Below are 14,940 nucleotides of genomic sequence, written 5' to 3'. Positions count from 1 at the left end.
TGGAGCGCGGGTCTTTGCTGTCACTTATTGAAGTTGAATCGGTTGGCTCACAAAAAATTGAAGCTGATTGGTGACAGGTAACGTATCCAATTGATTGAACACCGCATCGTTATACGTCAGCTGAAGACGCGAATACTCGGGCGCTTGCTCGGGTACGTTACGCTCAAAGTACTGAGCGGCCGACAGTCCGTCCGCCTCTGGGTAACGACCACGGAAGACGTTTACGTCGAGCGGGCCTCTGCTATATAACCCCCCTTTGATTTGGAGCTCCGACCCGACCGCGTACACTTGTGTCTTTTCTAAAGAGTCACTATACAAAAAGGCTTGGAGTGATGTCGAGCCGGTTTCGAATTCGTTAATCCGGTTCAATAAGATTTTGCCTTTCGAAAGAAGGATGAGCGAATTGAGACCGTCTTCATCAAGTGGTCGAATGTTGGCGCGATCAATCACGCTGTCACCGAGCACGTATACCGTGGACTCAAATGAGACGTTTCCTTGAATTGTCAAATCGCCGTTTACCAGCAACGGCCGATCAATCGAAATATGATCAAGCGAATCAATTGTAAGGTCACCGTCAAACAAGAGTGGATTCTCATTTTTTGCAATTGATTCCGTAATCACCATCGGTCTCCCCGCTAAAGAGGGCGGTAGTGTCACGATGGACGTATCCGTTAACCGGTCATATAGCCGTTTTGTTAAATAGGGACTCGGACGTTCGATAATAGTCGAGCCATCGTCACTAATGACACGTTCCGTCTCGAACACTTGGTTTGTCCGAGGGATGATTGATTCTTTGAAGAGGGTAGCTTCGACCGTTTTCGTGTAAGGCAATTTTTGAGCCAATCGTCGGTTCACGAACTCGATGATGGAATAGTCAAACTGGAATGGTGAGAACTGGCTAGTGACAGGTCCGGCATCTGGAAACTCGTTCGCGCCGTTATTTCCAGCTGTGAAATAGTTTGGCTGACGACATACATTACAAGAGGCAAGGTCCGGTACGTCGATTCGTCCATCTAAATAAAAGCGGCTCGTGGGAAGGTTTTGGAGCTGTTTCGCTTCACCATCCAATTGGTAATTGGCAGAGCGCAACGACGTGAACGGACCTCCCGAGTAAATATTTCCTTTCACAGTCGGCATCCCATTTACCGACAGCTGTTGGTCTGAACCAAGTACGTAATATAAAAATGATGGTAACGCCGTTAAATATAAATCTTGAGTGTATTCGACCTTTAAACGTGGCTGTTCAGGGTTCGTTTGGCGGCTAGCCACGACGTTTACTTGTAAAACTTTTGTGAATGGTGCGGTGTTTAGGGTGTTTGCTTCGTCATCCTCTTTTAATCGGATTGAGTACGTGATGGTACTGTCGCTCGTCTCGTTAAATTGCACAAACGGTTCGTCGGAAGCAAGTGTCTCTTGAATCGCGTCATTAAATACGGTCTCAGAAGTCATATGATCCGGTACGCGATTTGTATCATGAAGCGGAAAACGATTACGCACGTCTGCTGCAATTAAGTTAAGCGCACTTCTTGCGTCTTCGTTTAGCTGTGTATCTTCGGTCCGGATGCTCGTCAATTTATTTGTCACAAGGTTGACTTGCATGGCGGCGAGTGATAACACAGCGAGTGCAGCCATCGTCACAAGGACGAGGACGAGGACGTATCCTTCTTCTCGCTTATGCATAATGAGAACCTCCTTCTTTTAAAATGGGATAGTACTTTTAAACGTTCTGGTTGAATCAGGGTTCTTGGCTAAAGACAATACGAGCTCGATTTCAAACAGTCCACTGGTCATATAGCGTGGACGACGCGTGTCATAAACGGGATCAAGTAGTTGAATCGAGATTCGCTCGAGCACTACGTTTGGATTACTTGGTGTATAAGACGAATCAGATAAGTTCAGTTCAATCGATTCATAGCCGGCTTGGCGATAAATCATGCCGGCCGATGAAATCTGTGGTTCGGAAAGTCGGTGAAACTGATAAGTGTCATCGATCACTGTGACCGCGTCGAATTCACTGCGGTTCACTTCTGATAAGATGGAAGAGACTAAATAGTCGGCTTCACTTCGCAGTTCACTAGTCTCGTTTGTCAATCTAAACCCTAGAGTGCCTGATAGAAAAGCTGTAATAATTGCCCCGCTCAAAATTGATGCCACGACTACTGTCACAAGCAGTTCAACTAATGTAAAACCATCTGATTTTTTACTGAACGTCTTCACTTTCTGGAACAGCTGTTTCGGGGAACGGTTCACGTAACGTGGCATTTGATATCACTCCTTTCAGACTTACAGGTGTGGTCATCGTGTCCGTCATGACGGACACTTCAATTTCAAGCGTATTGGCGAGTTGAATCGATTGCGTTTCGTTTACGTCAACTTGGAACGTTTGTCCGTTAATCTCTGTACAAAATGGACAAGATGCCCCACTCGGGACAAGTTTTGATAGGGACAACTCGTCTTGTAGCGTTGAAGCTCGCCGATCAAGTGTATGTAACGTGTTTTGTGCGACTTGGTTGGCAATGGTTCGATTCATACTATCGTTTGTGGTTTTCAAACTTTGACTAAAAATGTTCAATAAGGAAAAGGAGACGATAGATAGAATGACAATCGAGACGAGCACTTCGACGAGCGTGAAACCTTGTTCGGAACGGTTCACCGCGTTGACCTCCTTTTCAAAAATAATTTAAGGATAGGAAAAAAGAGACTTTTAACCTGAAATAATTGTTATTTTCTGTACAATGCATATTATACTAAAGTTACAGTGGGAACGGATAGTCATTCAGAAGTCTCATTTGACTTGAAATAGAGGGGGAAATGGAATGAAGCGATATGGGATGCACTTGTTCATCCTAGCCGGGTTAGTCCTACTCGTGTCATTGCCGACGATTGGGCTCGTGAACTATCTCGACGCCTCAGCAAAGACGAGTACTACATATAAAGAAACAATAGTGGCTGGAATCAATGTATCGGGGATGACGAAAGAAGAAGCGGTCGTTCGGCTCGATAACGCCATCAAAGACTTCAACAACGCGCCGTTCACGGTGACGCTCGTCGATGGGACGGCACTCGAAGTCGGAAAAGACGTCGTCTCGTTCAACGTCGACGCGACACTCGAGGCGGTCACTGAATCGGATACATATCCGCTCATCACGACGGTCGACGAAGAACGGTTGACGCCATACTTAACTAACCAACCGGTGACGCTTTCGATGGTGACACCGCTGCTCATCGAAGCGGCCTCGAACTTAAATTCAGACGTGATGCTCGAGATGACGGCAACGGAGAGCGACGTCGTCGCCTCGATCACGGTCAGCCCGACGCCAGCGATGCGTTCAGCGATCGACCGGATGAACGGCTTCGAGATGGAAGCCGGTGACATCTTCAGCTTAAAAGCGTTCGGGGAAGATTTTGAGGCGCTCAGCACACTCGGATCCTCCATGTATCAATTGTTCGCGGCGACACCGTTTCAAATTTTGGAACGCGTGCAACATGAGACGCTGCCGACTGATATCGAGCTCGGCTATGATGTCAAAGTTGATGAACGCTCGAACTTCGCCGTGCAGAACACGGAACAGACACCATACGCGCTCATCGTGTTAGAGGAAGGGAACGCCGTGACGGTGCAGTTACTCGGTAAGCCGTTCGTCGGCGCTTATGAATCGCGCGTCGAAGACGTGACGACTGTCCCCTATCAAAACATCGTCCGCTTCTCGCCTTCGCTCACGGCAGGCAGTTCATCTGTGACCCAGTCCGGGCAGACCGGGGAATCAGGTAAACTGTATCGCGTCCGTATCACGGACACCGGCGAATCACTTGAGCTGCTCGGATTTGATTTTTACGAGCCGATCCCGGAAATCGTGACGAAAAGTTCCGTCCCGCTCCCGCCTCCTGAACCGATCGAGCCGGTGATTCCAACTTTTCCGGACGAATCACTGGAAGATGACCCGTTCGATGACGATGTAGAGGATGACGGATTGAATGAGTTTGAAGAACAGCCACCGGTGTATGAAGATGACCCGGTGCCAAGTGAGGGGGCAGTCGGATGATCGGATATTTGATTTTGATCGCCTTTTGGGTACTCGCCACATTGACCGTGTTCGCCTTGTCGATTCCGTACATTCGGAAGCGTGAGACGAAAGGGGTCATCTCGTTGCTCGTCGCCGTGCTCTCGCTCGGCGTGTATAGCCTGTACGTTGAAGGGCTTGAACGGGTGTGGTGGGCGTGGGCCCTCCTCGCCGTCGGCTTGGCCGGTGGTGCGGCACTCAGTACGTTCATCGAACAGCGAAACGTCGAACAGGAGGTACCACAGAGGATGGTGAAGTAAGTTGAGAAGAACGAAAAAACGGCTTGGCGAGATGCTCGTTGAGGCGGGGATGATCACGCATAACCAGTTAGACGAAGCACTTACTCAAAAGCGGACCGGAGAGAAACTCGGGGACGCACTCATGCGATTGAACTATTTGACTGAGACGCAATTGATTCAAGTGCTACACGAGCAGTTGAACGTGCCGATCATTTCAATATATGCGCAAGACATCAACGTGACCGTGACGAAGCTTGTCCCGAAAGTCATCGCCCAAAAACATGACATTATGCCGATTTCGTTGCAAGGCAACACGTTGTTCATCGCGACGGCGGACCCGCTCGATTTGATTGCCATCGATGACGTGCGTCTCCAGACGGGAATGAACATCGAGGTCGGCATCGCTACGCGTGAACAGATTCGTAAGACGATTAGCCGCTTTTACGAGATGGACGCGTCGCTTATCGAGATTTTAAAAGAAGAAGCACCTGAACTTGAACGGGAAGAGACGGCGTCGCGTGATGACGCTCCGGTCATCCGGCTCGTCAATCAGTTGTTCTTGAGCGCGATCGACCAGCGCGCCTCGGATATCCACTTCGACCCGCACGAGAAACAGCTGCACGTCCGTTTCCGGGTCGACGGTGATCTTCGGACCGAGACCGTCTATCCGAAGAAAATCCAAAGCGTCATGCTGACGCGCCTCAAGGTCATGAGTAACCTCGACATCACGGAGAGTCGCTTGCCACAGGACGGACGTATCAAATATACGCTCCGGGGCCGCCCGTACGACTTCCGCGTCTCGACGCTCCCGACGATGTATGGGGAGAAAATCGTCATCCGGGTGCTCGACTCGTCGGAAGGGTTGACGGATTTGACGAAACTCGACTTCGGCGAGGAGAACGAGGTCGTATATCGCGACATGTTGAAACGGCCGAACGGGATTATCCTCATCACCGGGCCGACAGGATCAGGGAAATCGTCGACGCTCTATGCGTCGTTGCGAGAACTGAACGAAGAATCGAAAAATATCATTACGGTCGAAGATCCGGTCGAGTACCAGCTCGATGGCATCAACCAAGTCCAAGTCAACGCCAAAGTCGGTTTGACGTTCGCGTCCGGTCTTCGGTCGATTTTGCGACAAGACCCGAACATCGTCATGGTCGGGGAGATTCGGGACACCGAGACGGCCGAGATTGCGATCCGGGCGTCGTTGACGGGTCACTTGGTTCTCTCGACACTGCATACGAACTCGGCTATCAGCTCGATCACCCGCTTGATTGACATGGGGGTCGAACCGTTCCTCGTCGCTGCCTCGACGTCAGGGCTTGTCGCCCAGCGGCTCGTCCGCCGCGTCTGTCGTGACTGCGGGCACGAACAGCCGGTCTCGAAACGGGAGCAGGAACTGTTTAGTGCTGAAGGCGTCCCGGTCGAGCGGATCATGCGCGGCAACGGCTGCGCGTCGTGTAACTTCACGGGCTATCGTGGACGGCTCGCCATCCATGAGGTCGTACCGATCGATGAAGGGCTGCGCCGCCTGATCATGAACCAGGCGACGGAGGCCGAGATGGTCGCCTATGCGAAAGCACAAGGCGTCCGTTTCCTCCTCGCCGACGGGCTTGAGAAAGTCGCGCTCGGATTGACGAACACCGAGGAAATATTGAGAACAGTGATAACGGAGTGAGTTTATGGTCCATCAGTCGATTGAAGTGATTTTAACGAAAGCGGTCGAACAACGCGCCTCGGACATCCACTTGACCGCCGGCTCACCGCCGATCATCCGGGTCGACGGGAGCCTCATCACGATGGGTGACGAGAAAGTGTTGCCGCTCCATATCGAAAGCTATTTGAAAGAGATTATGACCGACGAGATGCGCGGTCGGCTCGACATGCAGCGCGATCTCGACTTCTCGTTCGGTGTCCCGCGCGTGTCGCGGTTCCGCGTCAACGCCTATTACCAACGGGGCACGGTCGCCATCGCGTTCCGTTCCATTTCCGGGGAAATCCCGACGATGAACGAGCTCGATTTGCCGCAAGTGTTAAAGCGGTTGATTGAGAAGCCGTACGGCCTCATCCTCGTCACCGGACCGACGGGGTCTGGGAAATCGACGACGCTCGCCGCGATGATTCACGAGATCAACCGGACACAGCGGAAACGGATCATCACGCTCGAGGATCCGATTGAATATCTCCATTCGCACGACCAGAGCATCGTCGATCAACGTGAGATCGGCTCGGACGTCATGAAGTTCGTCGACGGTCTTCGCGCCGCGCTCCGGCAAGACCCGGACGTCATCTTGCTCGGGGAGATGCGTGACCTTGAAACGATCTCGACGGCGATGACGGCTGCCGAGACGGGGCACCTCGTCATGGCGACACTTCACACATCAAGTGCGATGTCGACCGTCAGCCGTGTCATCGACGCCTTCCCGGCCGAGCAACAGGACCAGATTCGGACCCAGCTCGCCAACGTCCTGCTCGGTGTCGTCAGTCAGCGCTTATTCCCGCGCGTCGACGTGCCGAAAGGGCGTGTCGCCGCGATGGAGATTATGATCGGCAATCCGGCCGTCGCCAACTTGATTCGGAACGAGAAGGAGTTTCAACTCCCGACCGTCATCCAGACGAACCGGCAGAACGGGATGCAGACGATGGACATGGCAATCGAACAGCTCGTTCGTCAAGGTGTCATCAACCCGAATGCCACACCAAATGAAGAGAGGTGACTAGATGGCCATCTTCCAATACGAAGGCAAATTGCTGAACGGAAAGCGTAAAAAAGGACGAATCACCGCCGTCTCGCTCCGCGAGGCGAAAGAGAAATTGCGTCAAGAATCAATTCTCGTCACCGAACTCGCTGAACTCGAATCGACTGGCTTAAATAAAGAAGTCAATCTGCTCCCTGAGCGGGTCAAAATCGAACATTTGATTATGTACGTGCGCCAGTTCGCGACGCTCATCCGGGCCGGTGTGCCGATTGTCCGGGCGACATCCATCTTGCGCGTCCAAACCGAATCAAAAGTGTTGAAGAGAACACTCAGCCAAGTCGAGGACGATTTACGGGAAGGGATAGCCTTCTCGGAGGCGATCAAGAAACACCCGCGCGTGTTCTCAAACTTTTTCAGCTCGATGGCACTCGCAGGCGAGGCGAGCGGAAACTTGGAGGAGGCGCTCGACCAGATCGGGCTCCAACTCCAAAAACAGTATGATGTCAAACGGAAAGTCATCTCGGCGTTGACGTACCCGCTCGTCGTGTCGATCGTCGCCATTGGCGTCGTCGCGTTCCTCATGGTGAACGTCGTCCCGACGTTCGCGAGTATTTTCGGACAGCTCGGTGGGGAACTTCCGCTCATCACGCGCATCGTCGTCGCCGTGTCTGACTTCGTCGCCGCCTATTGGTGGCTTATCTTTGGTGGGGCATTCCTCGCGCTGCTCATCTTCACCTGGATGCTCAAACGGGACAAGGAACGGTACGTGATTGACGGGTTGTTGTTAAAGCTGCCAATCTTCGGACCGATTGTCCTGAAGTCACAAATCGCGTTGTTGACGCGGAGTTTGGCCGTCTTGCTTCAAGCGGCCGTTCCGATTTTGTCGGCCATCGAGATTACCGAGAAAATCGTCTCGAACCGGGTCATCCGCAAAGGGCTTGGACAGGCGCGTAAGATGATGGCGCAAGGAATCCCGCTCCATGAGCCGCTCGAACGAAACGACAGCTTCCCGCCGCTCATGACACAGATGATCGCGGTCGGCGAGGAGAGTGGGGATTTGGACTCGATGTTGAATGAGGTCGCGGAGTTTTATGAGACCGAGGTCGAGACGACGACGGACCGTCTGAAATCGATTATCGAACCGTTGTTGATTGTCGTATTGGCAAGCATCGTCGGTGTCATCGTCATCGCGATTGTCGTGCCGATGTTCCAAATTTATGGAGATATCCAAAATCAGTAGAATTTTTTATTTATTTGCAGATTTCTATCTGTTCAATCCTATTTATTGAAGGTATAGTAAAATTGTTCTACTTATACTTAGGTCAAAGGTAATGCATGCAGCACACTACGCAGCAAAACACACAAAAGGGGAGAATCAGTCATGTTAGAGAAAATGAAAATGATTTGGCAAGATGCCAAACAATTGAAAGATGAGCGCGGACTCACACTCGTCGAATTGCTCGTCGTCGTCGTAATTTTAGGGATTATCGCAGCCATCGCCGTTGTCGCGATTGGTGGGATTATTGAGAACTCGAAGAAAGATGCGATGGTTGCCGATGCGAAGCAGATGGTGAGTGCGGCGAAATTACATACGGCGTCGAATCCTGTAGCTGATACGGAAACTTTAGATTTTACTGGGTCGGGTGATGGATTGAATTATATTTCTGCGCTCAAGGATCCTTTTGACGATGATAACTCTACAGCATATTCAGAAGCTTCAGTTGACATCGAAAATACTAATGGAAAATACACTTATAAAGTCAACCTTACTAGTGATGAAACAAAGTATAGTTTTGTTGAAAGTGGAGAATCAGTGTTAAATAAAGATGAGTTAGAAAAAACTAAAACAGCACCTACGCCTTAAACTGGTACACCTACGCTTTAAACAGGTAGAGGTAACTTATAATTTTTTCTCTCCGGCTGGCGCTGGGCACTCGCTCAGCCTAGCCGGTTTTCTGTTTATGGCATATACTTACAAGTAAGGAAGTGACCTTGATTGGTTGAACTTATTGGACTCATTTATAGCCTCGTCCTCGGGGCCGTTATCACGTCATTCACGAACGTCGTCGGGCTCCGCGTGCCACGCAAACAGTCCATTGTCACGCCGCGCTCCCACTGTCCGTCATGCGGACATGTCTTATCCGCTTGGGAACTGATTCCGGTCTTCGGGTACGTGTTCCTGCGCGGGAAATGCCGCGGCTGTGGCGGGCGGATCGCGCCGACGTACCCGCTGTTTGAATTACTCGGGGCGGTCGGTTACGCCTATAGCTTCTGGCTATACGGCTTCAGTCTTACGACGCTCCTTGCGTTCGTCTTCTTATCGACGCTCCTCGCCTTGGCGATGTCGGATTTGTCGACGATGCTTGTGCCGAACGTCATCCTCCTGTTCTCAGCACCGGTCCTCCTATTGCTCGCCTATAGTGCGGGTGCGGCATGGTGGACGCCGATCGCTGGAGCGGCACTCGGCTTTTCTGTTCTCGCCACCGTTTTTTTCGTCTCCAAAGGGGGACTTGGGGCCGGCGATGTCAAACTATTTACAGTAATCGGGCTCGTTCTCGGGCCGCGCGACGTCCTCGTCGCCTTGTTTTTATCGAGCTTGATTGGCGCGATCGTTGGACTGACGTTGATCGGTTTGAAACGGATGGATCGCAAACAGCCGATCCCGTTCGTGCCGTCGATCGCACTCGGCACGATGCTGACGTTTTGGTTCAGCGAACGCTTTTTTGAATGGTATTTTGATTTGATGTAGGGGGAAACCAGCATGAGCCGGTCTATAGAGAAAGGAACGGTCGCTTACTTTTCGTTCGATGCACTCAGCATCCACGGGGCCGTGATCAAACAAGGCGTGTTCAAGCGCAGCGCTTCCGTCCAATTGGCGAAAGGGGCATACATAGGCGGACGAATTGAAGACGAGAACGCATTCGGTCTCGCTTTCGATGAGTTGTGCCGCAAACTGAAAGTCCGAAAAGGGATGGTCTGTGCCGTCGATATGGCCGAGACCGAGGTGTTGTCCCGTAAAGTCGAGATCCCGTCGACGATCCCGAAAGATGAGATTCGGGGTTATCTGTTCATGGAGATCGGCAGCTCAATCATCTTGCCGTTCGACGATGTCGCCTTCGACTATGAAGTGCTCGGCGAAACCGAGATGAAAACCGAAGTCATGCTTCACGCCGTCTCGGTCGAGTTGACGAACGCGATTCGCGCCTATATGAAAAAACGCGGGTTCCAATTAAGGAAAATCGTTCCGCGTCCAGTCGCGATCACGAACGGGGTTTCCCGGATTGAGACGATCGACCCGCTCAAGTCGACGCTTCTTTGGCACGTGACGCCGTTCGCGCACCAGTTGCTCGTCCTGGAAGAAGGCCAAGTCCGCTTCATCCGTGCCATCGAGACCGACCTCCCGTATCGTGCTGAGACGACGGACGGGCTTGTCACGTATACATATGGCGGCTCCGAGGAGACGTTCGCCAATCAGACGGACGAGTGGCTGAACGAGCTGGCCCGTTTCCTCGACTTCTATCGTTACTCGCTCCGGACGGACGGCCGTCCGATCGACGAGTTGCTCGTCTCGGGGACGGTTCCGAACCTCGACGATCTCGTCCAGACGATTGAAAGTGAGGCGCTGGTGCCGGTCAAACGGATTGCCGACCCGCTTCCATTGTCACACGCGACGCCGCTCTCCCATCAGATGTTGCCGCTTCTCGGCATGGCGACGCTCGATAAGGAGCACGACGCCAACTTCATCAACTCGACCGATGTGACGCTCCGCTGGCCGATCATCGCAAGCCTGCTCGCGCTCTTGATTGGCGGCGGTGCGACCGGCTACTTGTTCTATGAAGTGAACGAGTTGAAACGGAACGAGGCGCAGGTCGAGGAGCAGTTGCAGCTCGTCCGCATCTACCAGACCGAGCAAGTGAACTCGAAAGGTCAGCAAGTGTTGTCGCTCGACCAGACGGTGACCGCGCTCACGGCTGAGGAACGGTGGGCCGTGCCGGCACTCCGGGCGTTGACCGAACAATTGCCGCCGACGGGTTATGTGTTGACGTATAACTACGCCGACGGATCGCTCATGAGCGTCCGTACCCAGTTCGAGACGCTCGCTGAATTGAACGCGTTCCAACGGTCGCTCTTGAACGACGTGCGCTTTGAGAACGTCAAACTGCTCGGCGTGACGACCGAGACGAAAGCGGAGACGGAGCAGGAAGAGACCGATACCGACGAGCCGCTCAGTCCGGACGTACTTGATTCGACGAACGAACCGCTCCCGCGCTACATCGGCGAGTTCACCTTCACATTCACCGATGTCGAACCGGAGACGCCGGAAGGGGAGACACCTGAAGGCGAGACCGAAGAGACGACCGATGAGGAGGTGGTGAGCGAATGAAACGCTCGACGATTTATTTGATCTTTACAATCTGTTTGTTCGCGGCCATCGCCGTGCCGTCTTATTTCGGCTACCAGTACTTCATCCATCAAGGCAACGTCAAGGCGCTGGAGCGGGAACTGTCGCTCGAGCAGACGAAACTCGAACTGTTGCGTCAAGAAGGGGAAGTCGTCGACGTCGCCGACTCGCAGCGGCTCCAGACGCGCGTCCCGACCGAAGCAGCACTCGACACGGTCGTCGAAACGCTGTCCCAGGCGAGCCAATTGTCGGACGTCCGCGTGACGAGCATCGCTTTCGCTGACGGCATCATCGCCGAATCGGAAGTGCCGGAAGACATCGATGAGCCAGAACCGAACGACGCGAGCGCGACAGCAGAACCGGCAGAACCGGTCGCAATCACGCCGGTCAACGCCTCGTCGGTCCGCTCGACGGTGTCGCTCCAAGCGGACACGTACGAGTCGCTCGTCTTGTTCCTTGAGTCGGTCGAGTCGATGAACCGAATCCACATTTTGCGCACGGTCCAGTTCACCGGACCGACCGAGACGGGCCCGAACACGACCGAGACGGCCGAACCGCTCGACTTCACGGTCGAACTTGATGCGTTCTATCGCCCGGACCTCGATCAACTCGTTGAGGACCGCTACGTGCCGGCGCAGACGTTCACCCCGAAAGACATCCCGGTGTACGACTATACGACGCCATGATTCGAACGTCCCTTCAAAAGAAGGGGCGTTTTTTTGAGGCGTCGCGCATTGTAAACGCCTGCCCGTTTGCCTACAATCGACAGTGAAGTGTGATACGGGAAAGAAGGCCGTTACGCACATATGGAAGGAGTCGTTACAATGAAACCAACACAGAAACGTGTCATCCTCGCCTCGATGTCGCCGCGTCGGACCGAGCTGTTGACCCAGGCCGGTATTTTGCATGAAGTCATTCCGTCAAACGTCATCGAAGGAACGAACGGACGGGAACATCCGGACGAATATGTCGGACGCCTCGCCCGCGAGAAAGCGATGGACGTCGCTCGAAACAACCGTGACGCCGTCGTCGTCGGCTCAGATACGGTCGTCGTCTTAGACGGTGCGATTTTAGAGAAGCCGAAAGACCGGGACGACGCAAGAGACATGCTGCAACGGCTTTCGGGAGCGACGCATGAAGTACTCACCGGCGTCAGCATCATCGGGCCCGAGCGGCAAGACTTGTTCGTCACGACGACGCACGTCACCTTCATCGATATCCCGGACGCGTGGCTCGACGGCTACCTCGATTCGACGGAGCCGTACGATAAAGCTGGCGCCTATGGCATCCAAGGGTCGGGCGGTCTGTTCGTCGAACGGCTCGAAGGCGACTTTTATAACGTCGTCGGTCTGCCAATTCGTCCGCTCGTCGAGACGCTCGAGCGACACGGGGTAGCGCCGCGCTTTCTGTGAATGAAGCGAAAGTTGGTGAAGGAATGACCATGGTGCTCGACCGAAGTGTTGAATCCGCGATCGCCCGGCTACTCCAAATCGGGGGCAGGGGTGGCGACCCGCACGAAACGGCCCGACGGCTGTCCGATGTGTATCCTTCGCTTCGGGCGCTGTCGCAGGCGTCCGTGAGCGACCTCTGTCAAATCGAGGGCATGACGAAAAAGAAAGCCGAGCAGTTGCTCGCAGCGTTTGCGATCGGTCTCCGTTACGTCGAGGAACCGAAAGTGGAGACGCCGACAATCCGTTCGCCACAGGACGCCTATGAACTGCTCCGTGACGAACTCCGGCTGTTGAACCAGGAGCATTTCATCTGTCTATATCTCAACACGAAAAATCAGCTCATCGCGCGAAAGACGCTGTTTGTCGGCGGGCTCAACTCATCGATTGTTCACCCACGCGATGTGTTCCGCGAAGCGCTCAAACTGTCGGCCGCTTGTTTCATCGCCGTCCATAATCACCCGAGTGGCGACGCGACTCCGAGCCGGGAAGATATCGAGGTGTCAGAACGGCTCGTCGAGGCGGGCCATATCGTCGGTATCGCGTGTCTCGATCACGTGATTATCGGGGAAGACCACTACGTCAGTATGAAGCAGCGGGGCTACATGAACGGTTGAGACTGGAATTTATTTTCCAAATGAGATATCCGTTTGCTATACTAATAGACGAGGTGTTCATATGGAAAAACTGATTTGGTTATTAATGCTTGTTGTCGCGATTGTCGCGAGTTTCGTCCCGCTCGAACCACTTGTATTATCACTCGTCGTGTTTGCGTTGTTCGTCTTCATTAGTGTGGCACTGTTTCAACGGTTCCAACGAGAAGGCCATTGGCTCGACCACGTCTCGCCGCTCGTCGGTGTCGGCATCGGGATTGCTGCATGGATCGCATATGCGGCTCTGTTTGTCGCCTGGTTCAATTCCTCGCTTGATTTACAGGCGTGGCAGGTCATCCCACAACTCATTTTCATGTATATCGGGGTTTATCTGTTCGTCGTGACGACGTCGAGCTTTTTGGCAGGTGCGACCCGACAACAACCGTCGCGGTTCTTTCGACCGGTATTGATCTTTACTGTATTTTTTTACGGGGCGATGCTCTTGATCCCGCTCCAACCGGGCCTCTAAATATTATGCGAACGAAGCAGGCGCATCCGCTCCTGCTTTTTTGTGTTGGAAGGAGTCATCAACGGCTGCGTCGAACACCGAGAGTAGACGTTGGCATACGACCTACGAAGAAGGAAGGTGATCAGATATGAAAGAGGAAATCCTTTATCAAGAACAAGAGTTGAAGTTGATGTTGACGGACATCAAGGACAGGACGGTTCGATTACAAGAATTAGACGAGGAGCGGGTCATTCGATCGATGCTCCATCACATCGGCTCGACGGACCCTGAACTTCGAGATCAGTTGATTTATACGCTCTTTTACCGGTTCATCATCGAAGACGAGCAACTGACGAACGAACAACTGACTGATCTATTCAATACGACGCTCAAATACCACTTGTTTCACGGCATCGGAGAAGCGGCATCAGATACCGTCTTCACGCGATCGTTCTCGACGTTATTGATCGCCTTGATCGTGCATCAAGACCGCCAACAAGGATTTTTATCGGAACCGGATCTCGAGATGTTGAAGGCAAAGCTCCTGGCGTATCTCGATTGTGAAATCGATACGAGAGGGTACGTGCCCACAAAAGGTTGGGCCCATGCGATTGCCCATGTGGCCGATACCTTTGACGAGCTCGTCTTGCATCCATCCCTTGACGAGACGGAGTTCGGTGAGATCCTCGAGGCGTTGTGGGACAAGGTGATGTTTCCGTCCGTTTACTTACACGACGAGGATGAGCGCTTGCTGAATCCCATCTTCGCCTTGCTCGGTCGTGGGATGGACGAACATGAGATCATCGTTCTGTTAGAAGGCTTACCTGCCCGATTGAGCGTCCAAAAACAACAACTTGAGCCCGAACAGTATTGGCACGTCGTCCACAACCTGAAAACGTTTCTAAAGAGTTTCTTCGTGAAATTGTACGATGTAAACCGACCGATGCTTCAAACCGCCGTATTCGAGACGTTAAAGCAGATTTGACG

General features: G+C 52.9%; 16 protein-coding genes. 13 read left to right on the top strand and 3 right to left on the bottom strand.

Annotation, left to right across the window (positions count from 1 at the left end):
* Positions 1 to 24 precede the first annotated feature (24 nt).
* Genes EVJ34_RS03315 through EVJ34_RS03305 form a run of 3 tightly spaced genes read right to left on the bottom strand, consistent with a single transcriptional unit; the run spans position 25 to position 2,653 of the window.
* The gene (locus EVJ34_RS03315; RefSeq protein WP_131484683.1) at positions 25 to 1,680 is read right to left on the bottom strand and encodes a hypothetical protein; all 1,656 of its coding nucleotides are present in this window, start codon (positions 1,678 to 1,680) and stop codon (positions 25 to 27) included.
* Between the two features lie 18 nt (positions 1,681 to 1,698).
* Positions 1,699 to 2,262 carry a prepilin-type N-terminal cleavage/methylation domain-containing protein gene (locus tag EVJ34_RS03310; protein WP_236636628.1) on the bottom strand — a complete coding sequence of 188 codons (564 nt, stop codon included), beginning with the start codon at positions 2,260 to 2,262 and terminating at the stop codon, positions 1,699 to 1,701.
* Positions 2,201 to 2,653, bottom strand: a complete 453-nt coding sequence (locus EVJ34_RS03305) for a prepilin-type N-terminal cleavage/methylation domain-containing protein (protein WP_131484682.1) — start codon at positions 2,651 to 2,653, stop codon at positions 2,201 to 2,203. Before EVJ34_RS03305 ends, EVJ34_RS03310 begins: the two co-directional genes overlap by 62 nt.
* 163 nt (positions 2,654 to 2,816) lie before the next feature.
* Between EVJ34_RS03305 and EVJ34_RS03300 the strand changes: the two genes are divergently transcribed.
* The 13 genes from EVJ34_RS03300 (at position 2,817) to EVJ34_RS03240 (ending at position 14,938) form a co-directional block, all read left to right on the top strand.
* Positions 2,817 to 4,043, top strand: coding sequence for a G5 domain-containing protein (locus EVJ34_RS03300; RefSeq protein WP_131484681.1), 1,227 nt, complete (start codon positions 2,817 to 2,819; stop codon positions 4,041 to 4,043).
* On the top strand, positions 4,040 to 4,321 hold the full coding sequence (locus tag EVJ34_RS03295; RefSeq protein WP_131484680.1) for a hypothetical protein: 282 nt from the start codon (positions 4,040 to 4,042) through the stop codon (positions 4,319 to 4,321). Before EVJ34_RS03300 ends, EVJ34_RS03295 begins: the two co-directional genes overlap by 4 nt.
* Position 4,322: 1 nt before the next feature.
* A complete protein-coding gene (locus EVJ34_RS03290; protein WP_131433510.1) occupies positions 4,323 to 5,981 on the top strand; it encodes a GspE/PulE family protein in 1,659 nt (552 codons plus the stop codon).
* Between the two features lie 4 nt (positions 5,982 to 5,985).
* Positions 5,986 to 7,020 (top strand): type IV pilus twitching motility protein PilT, encoded by a 1,035-nt coding sequence (locus EVJ34_RS03285; RefSeq protein ID WP_131433512.1) that lies wholly within the window; start codon positions 5,986 to 5,988, stop codon positions 7,018 to 7,020.
* Positions 7,021 to 7,024: 4 nt separating this feature from the next.
* Positions 7,025 to 8,242, top strand: coding sequence for a type II secretion system F family protein (locus EVJ34_RS03280; RefSeq protein WP_131484679.1), 1,218 nt, complete (start codon positions 7,025 to 7,027; stop codon positions 8,240 to 8,242).
* Positions 8,243 to 8,383: 141 nt separating this feature from the next.
* The gene (locus EVJ34_RS03275) at positions 8,384 to 8,866 is read left to right on the top strand and encodes a prepilin-type N-terminal cleavage/methylation domain-containing protein (protein WP_131484678.1); all 483 of its coding nucleotides are present in this window, start codon (positions 8,384 to 8,386) and stop codon (positions 8,864 to 8,866) included.
* Positions 8,867 to 8,998: 132 nt separating this feature from the next.
* Positions 8,999 to 9,751, top strand: coding sequence for a prepilin peptidase (locus EVJ34_RS03270; RefSeq protein WP_131484677.1), 753 nt, complete (start codon positions 8,999 to 9,001; stop codon positions 9,749 to 9,751).
* A 12-nt stretch (positions 9,752 to 9,763) separates the two neighbouring features.
* Positions 9,764 to 11,386 (top strand): pilus assembly protein PilM, encoded by a 1,623-nt coding sequence (gene pilM / locus EVJ34_RS03265; protein ID WP_131484676.1) that lies wholly within the window; start codon positions 9,764 to 9,766, stop codon positions 11,384 to 11,386.
* Entirely contained in the window at positions 11,383 to 12,090 is a 708-nt protein-coding gene (locus EVJ34_RS03260) for a hypothetical protein (RefSeq protein ID WP_131484675.1), read from the top strand. Before pilM ends, EVJ34_RS03260 begins: the two co-directional genes overlap by 4 nt.
* Before the next feature lie 138 nt (positions 12,091 to 12,228).
* Positions 12,229 to 12,816, top strand: a complete 588-nt coding sequence (locus tag EVJ34_RS03255) for a Maf family protein (protein ID WP_236636627.1) — start codon at positions 12,229 to 12,231, stop codon at positions 12,814 to 12,816.
* Positions 12,817 to 12,845: 29 nt separating this feature from the next.
* Positions 12,846 to 13,469 (top strand): RadC family protein, encoded by a 624-nt coding sequence (gene radC, locus EVJ34_RS03250; RefSeq protein WP_236636626.1) that lies wholly within the window; start codon positions 12,846 to 12,848, stop codon positions 13,467 to 13,469.
* 61 nt (positions 13,470 to 13,530) lie between these two features.
* A complete protein-coding gene (locus tag EVJ34_RS03245) occupies positions 13,531 to 13,974 on the top strand; it encodes a hypothetical protein (RefSeq protein ID WP_236636625.1) in 444 nt (147 codons plus the stop codon).
* A gap of 127 nt (positions 13,975 to 14,101) precedes the next feature.
* Positions 14,102 to 14,938 (top strand): DUF2785 domain-containing protein, encoded by an 837-nt coding sequence (locus tag EVJ34_RS03240; RefSeq protein ID WP_131484672.1) that lies wholly within the window; start codon positions 14,102 to 14,104, stop codon positions 14,936 to 14,938.
* Positions 14,939 to 14,940 lie beyond the last annotated feature (2 nt).

Origin of the sequence: Exiguobacterium sp. SL-9 (assembly GCF_004336985.1) — a bacterium.
GTDB lineage: Bacteria > Bacillota > Bacilli > Exiguobacteriales > Exiguobacteriaceae > Exiguobacterium.
Note: the sequence above shows the minus strand (reverse complement) of the source record. Positions and strands in the feature narration are given on the sequence as shown.